The organism is Lentzea miocenica (assembly GCF_033949945.1).
GTDB classification, from domain to species: domain Bacteria; phylum Actinomycetota; class Actinomycetes; order Mycobacteriales; family Pseudonocardiaceae; genus Lentzea; species Lentzea miocenica.
In genome coordinates this window covers 16,542-32,722 of sequence record NZ_JAXAVW010000058.1, presented here as the reverse complement: position 1 = coordinate 32,722, position 16,181 = coordinate 16,542, and the positions used below count along the sequence as shown (strand labels likewise).

20 protein-coding genes and 1 riboswitch are annotated in these 16,181 nt (G+C 68.2%); of the genes, 12 read left to right on the top strand and 8 right to left on the bottom strand.

Translation table 11 applies throughout. The annotated features are described in order from the left end of the window. The first annotated feature begins 331 nt into the window (after nucleotides 1–331). Nucleotides 332–2,065 carry an arginine--tRNA ligase gene (gene argS, locus SK803_RS44010; protein ID WP_319972202.1) on the top strand — a complete coding sequence of 578 codons (1,734 nt, stop codon included), beginning with the start codon at nucleotides 332–334 and terminating at the stop codon, nucleotides 2,063–2,065. A gap of 71 nt (nucleotides 2,066–2,136) precedes the next feature. Next, nucleotides 2,137–2,436 (top strand): WhiB family transcriptional regulator, encoded by a 300-nt coding sequence (locus tag SK803_RS44005; protein ID WP_319972201.1) that lies wholly within the window; start codon nucleotides 2,137–2,139, stop codon nucleotides 2,434–2,436. Between the two features lie 77 nt (nucleotides 2,437–2,513). On the opposite strand, the gene SK803_RS44000 is transcribed toward SK803_RS44005, so the two are convergent. Together SK803_RS44000 and SK803_RS43995 are read right to left on the bottom strand one after the other, a co-directional pair. Next, a complete protein-coding gene (locus tag SK803_RS44000) occupies nucleotides 2,514–3,245 on the bottom strand; it encodes a SigB/SigF/SigG family RNA polymerase sigma factor (protein ID WP_319972203.1) in 732 nt (243 codons plus the stop codon). Nucleotides 3,246–3,334: 89 nt separating this feature from the next. After that, complete coding sequence (locus tag SK803_RS43995) at nucleotides 3,335–3,769, bottom strand: ATP-binding protein (protein ID WP_319972200.1); 435 nt, start codon at nucleotides 3,767–3,769, stop codon at nucleotides 3,335–3,337. A gap of 94 nt (nucleotides 3,770–3,863) precedes the next feature. On the opposite strand from SK803_RS43995, the gene SK803_RS43990 reads away from it, so the two are divergent. Beyond that, on the top strand, nucleotides 3,864–4,526 hold the full coding sequence (locus SK803_RS43990; protein ID WP_319972199.1) for an ATP-binding protein: 663 nt from the start codon (nucleotides 3,864–3,866) through the stop codon (nucleotides 4,524–4,526). A 47-nt stretch (nucleotides 4,527–4,573) separates the two neighbouring features. On the opposite strand, the gene SK803_RS43985 is transcribed toward SK803_RS43990, so the two are convergent. Beyond that, on the bottom strand, nucleotides 4,574–4,933 hold the full coding sequence (locus SK803_RS43985) for an STAS domain-containing protein (protein ID WP_319972198.1): 360 nt from the start codon (nucleotides 4,931–4,933) through the stop codon (nucleotides 4,574–4,576). 157 nt (nucleotides 4,934–5,090) lie between these two features. Continuing rightward, nucleotides 5,091–5,765, bottom strand: coding sequence for an ANTAR domain-containing protein (locus tag SK803_RS43980; protein ID WP_319972197.1), 675 nt, complete (start codon nucleotides 5,763–5,765; stop codon nucleotides 5,091–5,093). Nucleotides 5,766–6,018: 253 nt separating this feature from the next. Here SK803_RS43980 and SK803_RS43975 point away from each other — a divergent pair, with 253 nt between their 5' ends. The 9 genes from SK803_RS43975 (at nucleotide 6,019) to gcvP (ending at nucleotide 14,258) form a co-directional block, all read left to right on the top strand. Beyond that, complete coding sequence (locus SK803_RS43975; RefSeq protein ID WP_319972196.1) at nucleotides 6,019–6,234, top strand: hypothetical protein; 216 nt, start codon at nucleotides 6,019–6,021, stop codon at nucleotides 6,232–6,234. Between the two features lie 107 nt (nucleotides 6,235–6,341). After that, nucleotides 6,342–6,923 carry a CDP-alcohol phosphatidyltransferase family protein gene (locus tag SK803_RS43970; RefSeq protein WP_319972195.1) on the top strand — a complete coding sequence of 194 codons (582 nt, stop codon included), beginning with the start codon at nucleotides 6,342–6,344 and terminating at the stop codon, nucleotides 6,921–6,923. A gap of 42 nt (nucleotides 6,924–6,965) precedes the next feature. Next, entirely contained in the window at nucleotides 6,966–7,349 is a 384-nt protein-coding gene (gcvH, locus tag SK803_RS43965; protein ID WP_319972194.1) for a glycine cleavage system protein GcvH, read from the top strand. Nucleotides 7,350–7,462: 113 nt separating this feature from the next. After that, nucleotides 7,463–7,921, top strand: a complete 459-nt coding sequence (gene garA, locus SK803_RS43960) for a glycogen accumulation regulator GarA (protein WP_030476302.1) — start codon at nucleotides 7,463–7,465, stop codon at nucleotides 7,919–7,921. A 3-nt stretch (nucleotides 7,922–7,924) separates the two neighbouring features. Beyond that, nucleotides 7,925–8,512, top strand: coding sequence for a MerR family transcriptional regulator (locus SK803_RS43955; RefSeq protein ID WP_319972193.1), 588 nt, complete (start codon nucleotides 7,925–7,927; stop codon nucleotides 8,510–8,512). 125 nt (nucleotides 8,513–8,637) lie between these two features. Further along, a complete protein-coding gene (locus tag SK803_RS43950; protein WP_030468959.1) occupies nucleotides 8,638–9,111 on the top strand; it encodes a bifunctional nuclease family protein in 474 nt (157 codons plus the stop codon). Between the two features lie 336 nt (nucleotides 9,112–9,447). Then, a complete protein-coding gene (locus tag SK803_RS43945; protein WP_086667674.1) occupies nucleotides 9,448–10,014 on the top strand; it encodes a MerR family transcriptional regulator in 567 nt (188 codons plus the stop codon). Nucleotides 10,015–10,094: 80 nt separating this feature from the next. Further along, the gene (locus tag SK803_RS43940) at nucleotides 10,095–11,054 is read left to right on the top strand and encodes a Clp protease N-terminal domain-containing protein (protein ID WP_319972191.1); all 960 of its coding nucleotides are present in this window, start codon (nucleotides 10,095–10,097) and stop codon (nucleotides 11,052–11,054) included. A 56-nt stretch (nucleotides 11,055–11,110) separates the two neighbouring features. Beyond that, nucleotides 11,111–11,206: riboswitch (glycine riboswitch) on the top strand. Nucleotides 11,207–11,366: 160 nt separating this feature from the next. After that, nucleotides 11,367–14,258, top strand: coding sequence for an aminomethyl-transferring glycine dehydrogenase (gene gcvP, locus SK803_RS43935; RefSeq protein ID WP_319972190.1), 2,892 nt, complete (start codon nucleotides 11,367–11,369; stop codon nucleotides 14,256–14,258). 45 nt (nucleotides 14,259–14,303) lie between these two features. Here the strand turns inward: gcvP and SK803_RS43930 are convergent, their stop codons facing one another. Genes SK803_RS43930 through SK803_RS43915 form a run of 4 tightly spaced genes read right to left on the bottom strand, consistent with a single transcriptional unit; the run spans nucleotide 14,304 to nucleotide 16,136 of the window. Next, entirely contained in the window at nucleotides 14,304–14,486 is a 183-nt protein-coding gene (locus SK803_RS43930; protein WP_319972189.1) for a hypothetical protein, read from the bottom strand. Nucleotides 14,487–14,498: 12 nt separating this feature from the next. Next, nucleotides 14,499–15,104, bottom strand: a complete 606-nt coding sequence (locus SK803_RS43925; RefSeq protein ID WP_319972188.1) for a class I SAM-dependent DNA methyltransferase — start codon at nucleotides 15,102–15,104, stop codon at nucleotides 14,499–14,501. Next, the gene (locus SK803_RS43920; protein WP_319972187.1) at nucleotides 15,097–15,756 is read right to left on the bottom strand and encodes a maleylpyruvate isomerase family mycothiol-dependent enzyme; all 660 of its coding nucleotides are present in this window, start codon (nucleotides 15,754–15,756) and stop codon (nucleotides 15,097–15,099) included. The genes SK803_RS43925 and SK803_RS43920 overlap by 8 nt, the downstream gene beginning before the upstream one ends. 2 nt (nucleotides 15,757–15,758) lie before the next feature. Continuing rightward, nucleotides 15,759–16,136: a DUF3224 domain-containing protein gene (locus SK803_RS43915; protein ID WP_319972186.1), complete on the bottom strand. Its 378-nt coding sequence runs from the start codon at nucleotides 16,134–16,136 to the stop codon at nucleotides 15,759–15,761. Nucleotides 16,137–16,181 lie beyond the last annotated feature (45 nt).

Here is a 16,181-nt window from a genome sequence, read left to right as displayed (position 1 = left end):
CCGCCCGCCTGGTGACGTGCACGCGAGACCGCCTGGGCCGGACGACAGATCCGGCGAAGGACACCACGGTCAGTTGCTTTGAGGGTCAGACCGACCCAGGCGATCCCGCCACGACATCCTCTCTGTTGCTTTGGGCGGAGTGGCGTTGCGTAGGTGGTGCGGTCCGCCCGGAGCGCTGTTTCAAGCGTTAAGAGCCTCGGCTTCGCCATTGGGTCGCCTCGCCTGCGGCATCGGCGTGGGCCTCGGCTGCGCCGTGGCTGGGCGGGGGTGCATTGGGTTTGGTGTTGGGTGAAATACTTGGGTGAACTAGCCGTGGTGAGAGGTGGGTTCAGTGCTGCGTGGAGATGTCGGGCTTGAGCTGGGCCAGCGGGTCGCGCTTGCGTTGCGCGACGCGTTGGACGTGGACATCACCGCCGAGGAAGCGCTGATCCGACCGTCCAACCGCGACGGTGTTGATTATCAGTGCAACGTGGCGATGAGTCTTGCGAAGAAGGTCGGGAAGAACCCTCGTGAGGTTGCCCAGCTGATCGTTGAGCACCTGGACGCGGCTGATGTGCTGGAGGCTTCGGAGATCGCGGGGCCCGGGTTCATCAACCTCCAGTTGAAGCGGGAGTGGCTGGAGGCGGAGGCCGCGAAGCTGCTCGGCGATGAGCGGATCGGGGTGCCGGTTGCCGAGGTGTCCCGGCGGATTGCGATTGACTACAGCAGTCCCAACGTGGCCAAGGAGATGCACGTCGGGCATCTGCGGTCGACGATCATCGGTGACGCTTTTTGCAGGCTGCTGACCTTTGCCGGGCATGAGGTCATTCCGCACAACCATCTTGGTGACTGGGGCACGCCGTTCGGGATGCTGATCGAGCATCTGACGGATGAGGGTCACGGGGCTGAGCACGAGATCGGTGACCTCAACGCGTTCTACCAGCAGGCTCGGGCGAAGTTCGACGCTGATCCGGAGTTCGCCGATCGGGCGCGGCGGCGGGTTGTGTTGTTGCAGGGTGGGGACGAGGCCACGCTCAAGTTGTGGCATGAGCTGGTGGGGGAGTCGCAGCGGCACTTCAACCAGGTGTACGAGCTGTTGGGGATCGGGCTGACGGCTGAAGACAACTATGGTGAGAGCTTTTACAACCCGTATCTCGCGGACACGATCACCGAGTTGCAGCAGAAGGGTCTGGTCGAGACCAGCGACGGCGCGCTTTGCGTGTTTCCGCCTGGGTTCACGAACCGTGAAGGGGATCGGCTGCCGCTCATCATTCGGAAGAGTGATGGTGGGTACGGATACGCCACGACGGATTTCGCGACTGCCCGGTACTGGGTGCGGGAGCGCAAGGTCGACCAGCTGATTTATGTGGTCGGGTCGCCGCAGGCTCAGCACTTCCAGATGATTTTCGCGACGTCCAAGCAGGCCGGGTGGCTGGATGACGCGCACACGGCGGTGCACACCGGGTTCGGCACGATTCTCGGGTCTGACGGCAAGACGATTCGGACGCGGGCCGGTGGGACGATCAAGTTGATCGACCTGTTGAACGAGGCCGTCGAGAACTCGTACAAGGTGATGCCCGAGACGTCCGAAGTGGAGGGTGCGGAGAAGGACGCGCTCGCCAGGACGATCGGGCTGGGTGCGGTCAAGTACGCGGACCTCTCCAACGACCGGGAGAAGGACTACGTCTTCACCTGGGAGAAGATGCTCGCGACGACTGGTGACACGTCGGTGTACATCCAGTACGCGAACGCCCGGATCCTGTCCATTGGGCGCAAGGTGGGGCGTGAGGCTCCCGCTGACGCGCCGTTGGTGTTGCGGGAGCCGGCCGAGCGGGAGCTGGCGTTGAAGCTGTTGCAGCTGCCTGTGGCCGTTCAGGCGGCCATTGACGAGCTGGCGCCGCACAAGCTCACGAACTACCTGTTCGAGACGGCTACGGCGTTCTCGACGTTCTACAACCACTGCCCGGTGGCCACGGCGGAGAGCCAGGAGTTGCAGGACTCGCGGTTGCACCTGCTCACGCTCACGTCGCGAGTGCTCACGCTGGGGTTGTCACTGCTGGGTATTGGGGCACCCGAACGGCTCTGACAGGTTTACCCCTGGTCAGATCACGGGTACGCAGTGATCGCAACTCTTCCGCCCAGCCATAGGGAGTCGCGATGACCTGCACCACCCGTTTGCCCAGGCCGGTGACCGAGGTCTGGGACTGGCAGATGGAAGGGCTGTGCCGCGGCCAGAACAGCGCTGTCTTCTTCCACCCCGACAACGAGCGCGGTTACGCGCGAGCGGCTCGGGAGGAGAAGGCCAAGGCGATCTGCGCGCAGTGCCCGGTGCTGGCGCAGTGCCGCGAGCACGCTCTCGACGCCCAGGAACCGTACGGCGTGTGGGGCGGCATGGGAGAGGACGAACGGCGTCAGATCATCGCCGCCGCCCGGCGCCGGGTGCGGGTCGCTTCCTAGCTCCGTGAGCGGTTGGGCGACGTGAGTGGTTTTGGCCGCCTCGGCGACGAGCAAGGCGGCCAAAACCACTCACGGAATCACTCCTCCAGCACGTCTCTCAGCTGACGCAGCGTCTTCGCGAGCAGCCGCGAGACGTGCATCTGCGAGATCCCGACCTTCTGCGCGATCTGCGTCTGCGTCATGTTGCCGAAGAACCGCATGATCACGATCTTCCGCTCCCGCTCGGGAAGCTTCTGCAGCAACGGGTGGAGAGCCTCTCGCTGCTCGATCATCGCGATCTCGGGGTCTTCCTCGCCGATGGTCGAACCCAGTGAGATCGACGAGTCCTCCGACATCAGCATGTCGTCCAAAGAAGCGCTCTGATAAGCGTTTCCGGCCGCGAGTCCTTCGTGGACCTCGTCGCGCGACAGTCCCAGGTGCTCGGCCAGCTCCGACGGTGTCGGTGCTCTGCCGAGGGACTGCGACAGCCGCGAGGTGCCCGCGTTGATCGCCAGGTGCAGCTCCTTGAGCCGCCTCGGCATCCGCACCGACCAGCTCGAGTCCCGGAAGTACTTCCGGACCTCGCCCATGATCGTCGGCACGGCGAACGACAGGAAGTCGGAGCCGCGGTCGGGGTCGAAGCGGTCGACCGCGTTGATCAGGCCGACCGTCGCGACCTGCACGAGGTCCTCGTGCGGTTCGCCGCGGTGGCCGAACCGGCGGGCGATGTGCTGGGCGACCGGGAGGTGCTCGGTGACGAGCCGGTCCCGCAGCGTCTCCCGCAGCGGACCCTCCGGGGTCGCCGCGAGCTCCGCGAACAGCGGGGCCAGGTGGTCGTAGTCACCGCCGGAGCGCTTGGGGGTCTCTTCGCGTTTCGGCGTCTCCTCCGGGGAGGTTTTGGTCGCCTCCTCCGAGCTCGTCACGCATCCACCGCCCCTGCCGAAGACTTCACGAGGCCGATGTGGACCGCGAACCCTTCGGTTTCCTCGACTCTGGTCTCCACGGAGTCCACGAGCGCGGTCAGCACGCGCCAGCCGAAGCTGCCCTCGTCGGGCCCGGCCGCGGACTTGCCGGCGACCTTCGCGCGCACGTGCACCGCGCCCTTGCCGTCCACCGCGAAGTGGCAGCTCAGGACCGCGTCATCGGCGGCCATCGTGATCAGCGTCGAGCACGTCTCGTCCACCGCGAGCTTCAGGTCCTCGATCGAGTCGAGGTCGAAGTCCTGTCGCATCGCGATGTCCGCGGCAACCGCGCGCACGATGGACAGCTGCGTGGGATCCGCGGCCATCCGCAGTTCGACCCCTGACAATTGCGTCACACCCACCTCGTAGTCCGTTCTGCTGAAGGCCGGCATGTCATTGCCGTACCCGAATCGATTTCGTTTCACACGTGTATTGGCATCGCGCCCAGGGAAGCCACCTGAGGCAAGGACCAACGGGAGGAGAGCTGTGCTGGCGCACGAGGACTTCCTGGCTCTCCGATTTCCCGCCGAAGCGCACGAGGTGGCGCCGGTGCGGCACCAGTTGCGCGAATGGCTGGGGGACAGCGAGCTCACCGAGGACGAGGCGGTGGATCTCGTTCTCGCGGTCAGCGAAGCGGTCAACAACTCCGTCGAACACGCCTACCCGGGACCCGCTGGGGGCACCATCGAGGTCAGGGCGCGCATCGGCCGGTACGGCGCCGTCCACGTGGACGTCACCGACCACGGCCAGTGGCGCGTTCCGCCGCCCGCGCTCACCACGCGCGGCAGGGGTCTCCTGCTCATGCGGGAGAGCGTGGACGAAGTCGAGATCGACCGCACGTCGAGCGGCACCACAGTGCGGCTCACCAGAGCGCGTGCGCCCGCGCCCGCTCAGCGGGCCGCTCCGCCGGAATGCGAGGTGCACGTGTACGAGACCTCCTCCGGTGTCGTGGCCGTCGTGCGCGGGAACGTGCCGGTGGCGTCCGGCCCATCGCTGCGCCGGATGCTCATCACCGCCGCGCGGGGCGGCAGCGTGCCGCTGACCGTCGACCTCACCCGGCTCGGTGAGGACAGAGGTGGCGTCGAGCAGGCATTGAGCGCCGTCACCGAAGCATTGGAAGCGGCAGGGAACCGCCTCGCGGTCTGCTAGCCCGGATGCTCGGCCAGCCCGGATGCTCGGCCAGCCCAGATGCTCGGCTAGCTCAGTGCGGCGTCTACGGACTCGTGGATGCTGAACACCTCACCGAGGCCCGTGGCCTCCAGCGGACGCGTCACGGCACGCGCCTTGGCCACGACCTTGAGAGCCGCCTCGTGCTGTGGCGCCAGCCTCGCGGCCTCCACGAGCACCGCCAGGCCGGCGGAACCGAGGAACGTCACGCCGGTCATGTCCACCACGAAGGTGCCGCCGTCGGCCAGGCCGTTCACCAGGGCGTCGCGCAACGTCGGCGCGGACACCATGTCGACCTCACCGGAAACGGCGAGGACCGAGACACCGGCCGCCGGCTGTCGCACCGACAGCTCGATGGTCTGCTCCGCACGCGGGTCCTGCACAGTCACCGATGTACTCCCTCTCAGAACGCGGGGAGCCGCCACTGCAGCGGCCCCGATGCGGCTGCTGGCTCAACCGCTGCGGCCCCACCGTACGGGAGTGGCCGCTCTACAGGACAGATCGAGGAGTCCTTACCCAAACCGAGACATGCTCAAACGTTTTCGGTCACATCTTGATGGCGGTCCACAGTTTGTGCGCGGTGTCGAACGCGGCCTCCGGCGGCTCGACGACCCCGACCTCCTCGGCGCCGTCCTCCAGCGTCCCGCCGACGATGAGCACCAGCGCGGCGGCCAGGTGCCGCAGCTTCACGTTGGCGTTCTGACTGGTCCGCACGAGCAGTTCGAACGCGTCGCCCGGCGCGCACTGCCGTGCTCCCATCACCAGGCCCTTCGCCTGCTCGATGTACCGGCGGTGCTGCACCATCCGGACCATCTGGTCGGCGCGCAGGACCTCGCCCGCGCAGAACTCGATCACCGCTGCCGCGGTCGCGACGAGCGGTTCGATCTCCTCGATGGCCTGCAGATCGCTGACCCGTGGCGAATGGTCGAGGTAGACGGTGAGCACGACCGGACCGCCGTCGCCCCAGCTGCCCGGCACCGCGACGACGTCGACGCCGGCGACCTGACCGGACACCTGCCGTTCGTAGCGGGAAGCCTCGACCAGCGGTCCCTCGCCACCGTCGAGCTGCGCCTGGTCCAGCTCGCCTGCCCGGCCCGCGGCTCGCAGCAGCTTGCCGTCCGGCCACACGCTGAGGCCCACGCCCACGCAGCCCTTGAGCTGCGAGCTGAGGTGGTCCATCAACCGTGAGATGAGCTCCGCACCGAATTTCACCTGCTCCACGCAGTGAGGTTAAGCCCTGCCGATAGCGACCGGACGCCGTGCGGTCATCGGCGTACGACGAACGGTTGCGTAGGCAAGCAACCCGCCATCTGTCGAACTTCGGGCCCGAACAGCTCGGCGCGCCGATTGATCCAGTTAACGCTAAGGACCCAAACAGGACACGTGTTCTGAACCACAGTCGGACAGAATTCGTTTCCAGGGATAACGCCGGAGCCCCGGTGCGCGACATCCCTGTTGTCACGGAGGGACTGAAATGAGAACCGCCATGGAGACCCAGCCGCAGCAGGCCGCAGAGATGCAGACCGGGCTGCCCACCACGCCGTGCAGCGTGGTGTGGAGCCGGGGTCACGCCTACGTGCTCGAGGGTTTCCGCGCTCGCTGGGTGGGGCGCGACGACCGGGGCCGCCCGCACGCCATCACCGGTGCCGAGATGCAGCGCCGAGGCTGGACGCTCTTCAAGACAGCCTGAGCCCGACCTGTAAAGAACAGAACACCCGCACCACCCGCAACCAGTCGCACCGCGTGCCGTGACGCCATCCGGCAGCCCCTGCGCAGTCACTCGTTTAGAGTGCGGGTGTGCGTGATCCGGCTGATCGCCTGCTGACGATTCCGAACCTGCTCAGCGTGTTGCGGCTGGCCGGTGTTCCGCTCTTCCTGTACCTGTTGCTCGGACCCCGCGAAGACGGCTGGGCGCTGCTCATTCTCGTGTTCGCGGGATTCTCCGACTGGCTGGACGGCAAGCTCGCCCGCTGGCTCAACCAGATGAGCAACCTGGGCGCGCTGCTCGATCCCGCCGCCGACCGCCTCTACGTGTTCTGCACGCTGCTGGCGTTCGTGATCAGGGACATCGTGCCGCTCTGGATCGCCCTGGTGCTGGTCGGGCGAGAGGTCGTCGTCGGCATCTGCCTGCTGGTCCTGCGGCAACGGGGCTGGGCCCCGTTCGAGGTCACGTACCTGGGCAAGGCCGCGACCTTCAACCTGCTGTACGCCTTCCCCCTGCTGCTGCTCGCGCAGGGCGATTCGGCGTGGGCGCAGGCCGCCCAGCCGATCGCCTACGCGTTCACGGTCTGGGGCGGGGCGCTCTACCTGTGGTCGGCGCTGCTGTACGTCTACCAGTTCTTCCTGGCCCTGCGGGTCACTCCCGGCAGGGCCGCGTGAAAAGATCACCCCATACAGGTTCAGCACGAGGAGCGCAGTCAGTTGATTCCCGAGGAGCTTCGCTACACCGAGGAACACGAGTGGGTCGCCAGCACGGGCGAGAACACCGTGCGGGTCGGCATCACCGACTACGCCCAGGAACAGCTCGGTGACGTCGTCTTCGTCCAGCTGCCCGAGGTCGGCCACACAGTCGCGGCCGGCGACACGTTCGGCGAGGTCGAGTCGACCAAGAGCGTGTCCGACCTCTACTCGCCGCTCGACGGTGAGGTCGTCGCCATCAACGACGCGTTGGTGCAGACGCCGGACTCGGTCAACACCGATCCGTACGGCGAGGGCTGGATGGTGGAGATCCGTCTGAACGACGCGGACGCGCTGGAAGGCCTGCTGGACGCGGAGGGCTACAAGGCCTTGGTGGAGAAGGAGTGACGTCGATCTTTCGCCGCCTCTTCGGCCGGAAGGGGAGCCGCGCTGAGGGTGGCGACCCGAACGCGATAGGTTTTACCGGAAGTGACGGATCCAGCAGCAGGAGGAGAGCTCAGGTGAGCACGAACGACGGCCCAGGCGTTCCGCCGGAGCAGTCCCCGGAGCGGACCTCCGTCTTCCGGGCGGACTTCCTCCAGGAGATGGAGGGCGGCGCCGAGGCGCCCGCCCAGGAGCCGGCCGTTGCCGGTGTAGACGCACTTCCCGCCGGTTCCGCGCTGCTCGTGGTGAAGCGCGGCCCGAACGCCGGTTCCCGGTTCTTGCTGGACCGCGACACGACGAGCGCGGGGCGCCACCCCGACAGCGACATCTTCCTGGACGACGTGACGGTCTCGCGCCGCCACGCCGAGTTCCGCCGGGAGAGCGGCGAGTTCGTCGTCATCGACGTGGGCAGCCTCAACGGCACCTACGTCAACCGCGAGCCGGTCGACCAGGCCGTCCTCGCGAACGGTGACGAGGTCCAGATCGGCAAGTTCCGTCTCGTCTTCCTGACGGGTCCAGGCTCCGCGGGAGCCTGACGCGTGACGGCCGGGCGGCCACAACGCGGGGTGCTCAGCATCGGGGCGGTGCTCTCGCAGCTTCGTCCCGAGTTCCCCGACGTCACCATCTCCAAGATCCGCTTCCTGGAAGCGGAGGGGCTGGTCCGCCCGGCACGCACGGCCTCCGGCTACCGCCAGTTCTCCGTGGCGGACGTCGAGAGGCTGCGGTTCGTGCTGTCCGCACAACGCGACAGATACCTGCCGCTCAAGGTGATCCGCGAACAGCTCGACACCGTTCCCGCGGACTCCGTGTCGGTGTCGCGGATCGATCTGCTGGCCCAGGCCGGAATCAGCGCGGAACAGCTGTCCCAGCTGGAACGCGACGGCCTGCTGCGCGCCGGCCCCGGCGGCCGTTTCACCGTCGATGACCTCGCGACGCTCCGCATGATCCGGACGATGACCGGACTCGGCGTCGAGCGCGAGCACCTGCGCGCGGTCCGCGCGGCAGCGGATCACGAGGTGGTTCTGCTGAAATCCTTCTCAGATCCCGAGACGGTTCGGGAATTGGCTGACCTGTTCACCTCGTTGCACACGTTGTTGGTAAGAGCGGGCCTGCGGCAATCATCTTGATCACGTTCTGCCCGCAACAATTGAGCACACGGCCCGCTTGGCGGGTAGCGTCGAACGCATACGCCGGGGGATGCTCGGAGGCGAAACCGGGTACTCCCCAACGAGTCAGAGGGAGGCGAGACCCGATGAGTGAGATGCGCGTCGTGGGCGTCCGGGTAGAGCTGCCCCAGAACCAGCCGATCCTTCTGCTGCGCGAAACCGAGGGCGAGCGGTACCTGCCGATCTGGATCGGGTCCGTCGAAGCCACTGCCATCGCACTCGAGCAACAGGGTGTCCGCCCGGCTCGGCCTCTCACCCACGACCTGCTGAAGGACGTCATCGGGGCGCTGGGCCGCAACCTCGAACAGGTGCGGATCACCGACCTGCAGGAGGGCACGTTCTTCGCCGAGCTCGTGTTCGACGGCGACGTGCGGGTCTCCGCGCGACCCTCGGACTCGGTGGCGCTGGCGTTGCGCGTGGGCGTGCCGATCCACGCGGAGGAGTCCGTCCTGGCAGAGGCCGGCCTCATCATCCCGGACGAGCAGGAGGACGAGGTCGAGAAGTTCCGCGAGTTCCTCGACTCGGTCTCCCCGGAGGACTTCCGCGGAGCGGACACATAAGCACAGTCGCGGAGCGGACACATAGACGGGACATGGGCAGTGTCGCTGTCCGTCTTGTTTGGAACCGTTATAACCCACAAGCGTGTCGCTCACTCGGGCTACTTTCTGCACGCTTTGGCCGCTAAACGATCACTAAACGTCACCTGAACGTCCCACTTCGGGTGACGCTGTGACTCTCCACCTCAGGTTGAGGGTCGATCCTCCCCGCGCGTCGCGTTGACCTGCCCTCCGGCCGGTCTTACCGTCGAACTCGAGTGGACGTCACCCGGTTCGTGAGAGCTGACGTGGTGGCTTGACGGCCTCGACTTTCGTGGCCGTTGGCGAGGGGAGGCAGGCGTGGCCGAGGAAGCGCCCGTGAGGGCCGAATCCGGGCAGCAGGGTGAGCTGTTCCCGGACTCCTCGCTGCCGGACGAGCTCGTCGGCTACCGGGGTCCCGCGGCGTGTCAGATCGCGGGCATCACGTACCGGCAGCTCGACTACTGGGCCAGGACCGGACTCGTCGCTCCGACGATAAGGATGGCCCACGGTTCCGGGAGTCAACGGCTCTACTCCTTCAAGGACATCCTGGTCCTGAAGGTGGTGAAGAGACTGCTGGACACCGGCGTCTCGTTGCAGAACATCAGGGTGGCCGTCGACCACCTGCGCCGTCGTGGCGTGCAGGACCTGGCGAAGATCACCCTCTTCTCGGACGGCACGACCGTCTACGAGTGCACCTCGCCCGAAGAGGTCGTCGATCTGCTGCAGGGCGGCCAGGGCGTGTTCGGCATCGCGGTGAGCGGTGCGATGCGGGAGATCTCCGGCACGATCCACGAGTTCCCGGCCGAACGTGCGGACGGCATGGAGATCGCTCCCATGACGGAGGACGAGCTGACGCGCCGCCGGCGGGAGCGCGCGACGGGCTGAGCAGACCATGGCCGACTGGCTGTCCTGTGTGGCCAGTCGGCAGCAGCGTCTCCGATCACGCGCTCCCTAGCGTTGAGCGCATGAAGTGCACACCCTCCAAGCAGGTCGTGAAGGTGCTGGCGGCCGCGGTGAAGCGAGCGTCCCGGCTGGAGTTCGGCTTCGTCGGCACCGAGAACCTGCTGATCGCCCTGGCGGACACGATCGGCCCCGGCCGCAGGCTGGGCGTGAAGTCGGTGCGGGCACAGGCGATGGCGCGGGGTGTCGACAACTGGGCCGGTGACGACGGCGGGTCCGGCGACCCCGGTCCGGACGTGACCGCGTTGATGCGCGCGGCCCACGACCACGTCCTCGTCGAGCCCGCGCTGCCGGCGAGTCGTGCGCTGGACGGGTGTCTGCGCGCGGCGATCGCCGCGGCCGGCGACGGTGTGCTGACCACGACCCACCTCTCGGTGGCGTTGCTGTCGCTCGAGTCCGGACGGGCCGCTGACCTGTTCACCGTCCTGCGCGTGGACGTCGACGCCACGACCGCGGCCGTGCGGAAGGCCGCGCAACCGGAAGAGGCTCCAGCCGTGTATCTGCTGCGCCGGGCCGGCGCGTTGGAGGGTGACTCCGGTGGCGGCTACGTGCGGTGGCTGATCCGGTTCGTCGCCCGCGGCCAGGGCCTGGGCGGACCGGTGCTGACCGTGGTGCGGAACGAGGCGACGAGGCTCGCTGTGGCAGCCGGACGCCAGGAAGCAACGGCCGCCGACCTCGTGGCGGCGGTGCTGACGGTCGACCACCAGCTGACGGTCGCCGGGCGGCGGTTGCGGCCGGAGTTCGAGTCCGGTGGGGCGGCGGCGCTGCGTGCGGCGGGAGTGGATCCGGCCACGTTGCCGGCCGCGACCGGTGCCGGGGTCGAGAGGTTCGTCGAGGGCGCGAAGCTCGTCGCGGCCCAGCGCGGGGACGAGGTGGTGAGCACCTCGCACCTGCTGGTGGCGGTGCGCGAGGACCTGCTCGACCCGGTCGGCAGGGTGCTGCGCGGTCTCGCTGTTGAGACGTAGGTCGCGTCCTTGGGGACTAGCTGGGCTGCCTGCGGGTATTCTTCACGGGTAGTCGCTGAACTCAGGCGGGAGAGTCCGGGCTTCGAGCCCGGCGCCGAAGGAGCAAGTCCCTCCCCGGGAACCTCTCAGGCATCCAGGACCGCATGAGCTAGACGCCTCTGGAAAGTGGACCGCCGAAGAGTTTTCGGGGGTCCCGCCGACGGTGAAAGCCCCGCGTCACAACGGGGTGAACCTCTCAGGCGCCCGTCACGGGTACGGACAGAGCGGGGAGGGCACAGGACACGTGTGCCCGCAGCCACCCGGAGGCGTTTGATGACGCAGGACCGCATTCCGCTCGCCGCTCTCGAGCACGGCACCCCGTTCGCCGACCGCCACGTCGGTCCGCGCCCCGCCGAACTGGCGCGCATCCTCGACGTCATCGGCGTCGGATCGCTGGAGGAGCTGGCGCAGCGCGCGGTGCCTTCGTCGATCCACGAGCGCGACCTCGTGCTCGACCTGCCGGCCCCGGCCACCGAGACCGAGGCGCTGGCCGAGCTGCGTGAGCTCGCGTCGCAGAACCGCCCGATGACGCAGATGATCGGCCTCGGCTACTACGACACCGTCACGCCGGGCGTCATCCTGCGCAACGTGCTGGAGTCGCCCGCCTGGTACACCGCGTACACGCCGTACCAGCCCGAGATCTCGCAGGGCCGGCTCGAGGCGCTGCTGAACTTCCAGACCATGGTCGGCGACCTGACCGGCCTGCCGGTCGCGAACGCGTCCATGCTGGACGAGTCGACCGCCGCCGCCGAGGCCATGACCCTGGTGCGCCGCGCCGGTCGCTCGAAGTCGAACAAGTTCGTCGTCGACGCCGACACGCTGCCGCAGACGCTGGCCGTCATCGAGACGCGCGCCGAGCCGCTGGGCATCGAGATCGTCGTCGCCGACCTGTCGCAGGGCATCGAGGGCCTCGGCCTGGGCGGCGACTTCTACGGCGTGCTGCTGTCGTACCCCGGTGCGTCCGGTGTGGTGCGCGACCAGGCCGCGCTGATCGAGGAGATCCACGCGGCGGGCGCGCAGGCCGTCGTCGTCGCGGACCTGCTGGCGCTGACGCTGCTGCGCGCGCCGGGCGAGATCGGCGCGGACGTCGTGGTCGGCACCACGCAGCGCTTCGGTGTGCCGATCGGCTTCGGCGGCCCGCACGCCGGGTACATGGCCGTCCGGTCCGGACTGGAGCGCCAGCTGCCCGGCCGACTGGTCGGCGTCTCCGTCGACTCCGACGGCTCGCTGGCCTACCGCTTGGCGTTGCAGACGCGTGAGCAGCACATCCGCCGTGAGAAGGCCACGTCGAACATCTGCACCGCACAGGTGCTGCTCGCCGTGATCGCCTCCATGTACGCGGTCTACCACGGTCCTGAGGGCCTGCGGTCGATCGCGACCCGCGTGCACCGACTGGCCACCGTGCTCGCCACGGGCCTGTGCGAGGCCGGTCTCGACGTCGTGCACGGCGAGTTCTTCGACACCGTCCAGGTGCGCGTCGAGGGCCAGGCCGCGGCGGTCGTCGCCAAGGCGCGCGAGGCCGGCATCAACCTGCGTCAGGTCGACGCCGACGTCGTGGCGATCGCCTGCGACGAGAAGACCACGCGCGCGCACCTCGTCGCCGTGTGGGAAGCCTTCGGTGTCACCGGGTCCGATGTGGACGCGATCGACGCCGACACCGCGGACGGCATCCCGGCCGACCTGCGCCGCACCTCCGACTACCTGACCCACCCGGTGTTCCACGCGCACCGCTCCGAGACCGCGCTGCTGCGGTACCTGCGTGCGTTGTCGGACAAGGACGTCGCGCTCGACCGCAGCATGATCCCGCTCGGTTCCTGCACGATGAAGCTGAACGCCACCGCGGAGATGGAGTCCATCACCTGGCCGGAGTTCTCGACGCTGCACCCGTTCGCGCCCGTCGAGGACGCCAAGGGTCTGCTGAAGATCGTCTCCGACCTGGAGGCGTGGCTCGCCGAGGTCACCGGCTACGACGCGGTGTCGTTGCAGCCCAACGCCGGTTCGCAGGGCGAGTTCGCCGGTCTGCTGGCGATCCGCGCGTACCACCGCGCGAACGGCAACGCCGACCGTGACGTCTGCCTGATCCCGTCGTCCGCCCACGGCACCAACGCCGCTTCCGCCGTCATGGCGGGCATGCGCGTCGTCGTCGTGAAGTGCGACGACAAGGGCAACATCGACATGGGTCACCTGCGCGAGACCGTCGCGGAGCACGCCGACGACCTCGCCGCGATCATGATCACCTACCCGTCGACCCACGGCGTGTACGAGGACACCGTCAGCGAGGTCTGCGGCCTGGTCCACGACGCGGGCGGCCAGGTGTACGTCGACGGCGCGAACCTCAACGCCCTGATCGGCCTGGCGCGCTACGGCAAGTTCGGTTCGGACGTCTCGCACCTGAACCTGCACAAGACGTTCTGCATCCCGCACGGCGGCGGTGGCCCCGGCGTCGGCCCGATCGGCGTCCGCTCGCACCTCGCGCCGTTCCTGCCGAACCACCCGCTGCAGCCCACCGCGGGCCCGGCGACCGGCGTCGGCCCGATCTCCGCCGCCCCGTGGGGTTCCGCGTCGATCCTGCCGATCTCGTGGGCCTACGTGCGCATGATGGGCGGCGACGGCCTGCGCCGCGCCACCCTGACCGCCGTGGCCGCCGCGAACTACGTCGCGCGCCGGCTGGACGAGCACTACCCGGTCCTCTACACCGGCGAGGGCGGCTTCGTGGCCCACGAGTGCATCCTCGACCTGCGCCCGATCACCAAGGCCACCGGCGTGACGGTGGACGACGTCGCCAAGCGCCTCGCCGACTACGGCCTGCACGCCCCGACGATGTCGTTCCCGGTCGCCGGCACCCTGATGGTCGAGCCGACCGAGTCCGAGGACCTGGCCGAGATCGACAGGTTCATCGACGCCATGATCGCCATCAAGCACGAGATCGACCGCGTTGGCTCCGGCGAGTGGACCGCGGAGGACAACCCGCTGCGCAACGCCCCGCACACCGCGGCCTGCGTGACCGTCGGCGAGTGGAACCACCCGTACACCCGCGAGGAGGCCGTCTACCCGGCCGGTACCGGTGCTCCGAAGATCTGGCCGCCGGTCCGCCGCATCGACGGCGCGAAGGGCGACCGCAACCTGGTCTGCTCCTGCCCGCCGCTCTCCGCGTACGGCAGCTGATCTAGGTAGAAAGGAAACGGGCGCACTCGGGGGTGCGCCCGTTTCTCATACCGCCGAAGGACAGGCGTCGTCGCCGCAGTTCTCGTCGACGCCGATGCCCGGCTTGTTCAGGTCGTGCTCGAACGCGTAGTGGAAGCACTCGGGGTGCATCCGCTCGAACAGCTCGAAGTCTTCCTGGTCCAGCTCGACGGTCTCGCCGCACCGCTGACACGTTTGTTCTTCTGACACGGGCAAATGGTCTCACCCGCGCCGTGCGAACAGGATCGCCCCGTCCGTGCCCAGCAACCACTGCGCCTCGACGGTGAACCCCGCCTCGCTCAGCCACCCGGCCACCCGCTCCGGCTGCCGCAGGTGAACGTGCACCCGCATCGGATGCCCGCCGTACCCCTGCTCCTTCAGCCGCGTCTCGTCGCCGGCGTGGAAGCCGATCATCAGCAACCCGTTGGGGCGCAACGCTTCCCGGAAGTGCTTGAAGACGGTGGGCACCTCGTCGTCCGGGATGTGGATCAACGACCAGAACGCGACGATCCCGGCCACCGCGTCGCCGAGCGGTTCGGTCATCGACCCGACCTCGAACCGCAGCCCCGGATGCTCGCGCCGGGCCAGTTCGATCATGCCCGGCGAGAGGTCCACTCCGAACACGTCCGCACCGAGCGCGTGCAGGTGCGCGGTGACCAGACCGGGACCACAGCCGACGTCCGCCACCGGCCCGTCCACCTCTTCGGCGAACAACCTGAGCGCGGCCCGCACGTGCGGCAGCCCGTTCAGCAGTTCACGCGTGTGCTCGGCATAGCTGACCGCGACCGTGTCGTACGAGTCGCGAGTGTCGGTGAGCCAATCACTCACTGAACGGCTCCGGCCGGTGCCGTCCGAACAACGCCAGCGCGGCGATCCAGACGTCCGGATCGCCGTCCCAGTCCAGCGCCTTGATCTGGTCCGCGGACCGCCGCCCGCCGATCGCCCGCATCAGCTCGAACGACGTCGTCCGCAACGTCCCGGCGGGATCCCCGTGCCCCAGCACCCGGTCGCCGTGCTCCAGCGTGATCCGCAGCGCCGGCACCTCGTTGTCCCGCATCCGCTGATCCAGCTGCTGCAACGGTTTCGTGAGCGCCGCCCGCACTGCCACGCCGTCCCGGTCGCCCGGAACCCCCAGCGCCGCGCGGAGATCGTGCTCGTGCGCCACCACCTCGGAGATCAGCACGGACCCCATGGGAGTGTCGAACAACGGCTCGGCGAGCTCCCGGTTCGCCTCCCACTCGGCGAAGGCGTCGGCCAGCGAGTTGTCCTTGCGGTCACGCACCTGCCGTTCGCCCCACTCGCCGGACTCGACACCGTCGAACCGGCGGTCCACGAAGTCACGCAGACCGCCGGCGAGGTGCGCCACCACGTCCTTGACGGACCAGCCGGGCGTCGCCGCGACCGGCGTCTGCGGATCCTGGCCCTCGACCAGCGAGGTGATCCGTTGCTTTGCCGCGTCGTAGATGGGGGCGTTGGTCATGTTCAGACCTCGTACTCCAGGGTGTAGGTGCCGCTGCCATCCTCCGCCCACTCGATCGTCGCCGCACCTCGCGCCCCGGTGTAGGCGCCGGTGCCGTCCAGGATCTCGATCGTGCCCTCGACAGCGGTGCGGTAGGCACCGACGTGCCGCAGCACCAGCGTGCCGTTGTCCGCGGTGATCTTCTCGAGCGCGGTCGTCCACGCCACGTCGTCGCCGTAGGACATGAGGTACCGGCAGTTCCCGATCCCGGTGACGTCACCCGTGTAGGCGAACTGGACGTGCGCCTCGGTCAGCTTGCGGCCCTCGACCTCCTTGTAGGGGCGGCCGTCCCAGGTGTTCTCGTCCCAGCTCTTCACTTCGATGGTTCCGGTTGCCTTCATGCGGACCACTCTGCTGGCAATTCCTGACAGTTCGTGTCAGGTTTG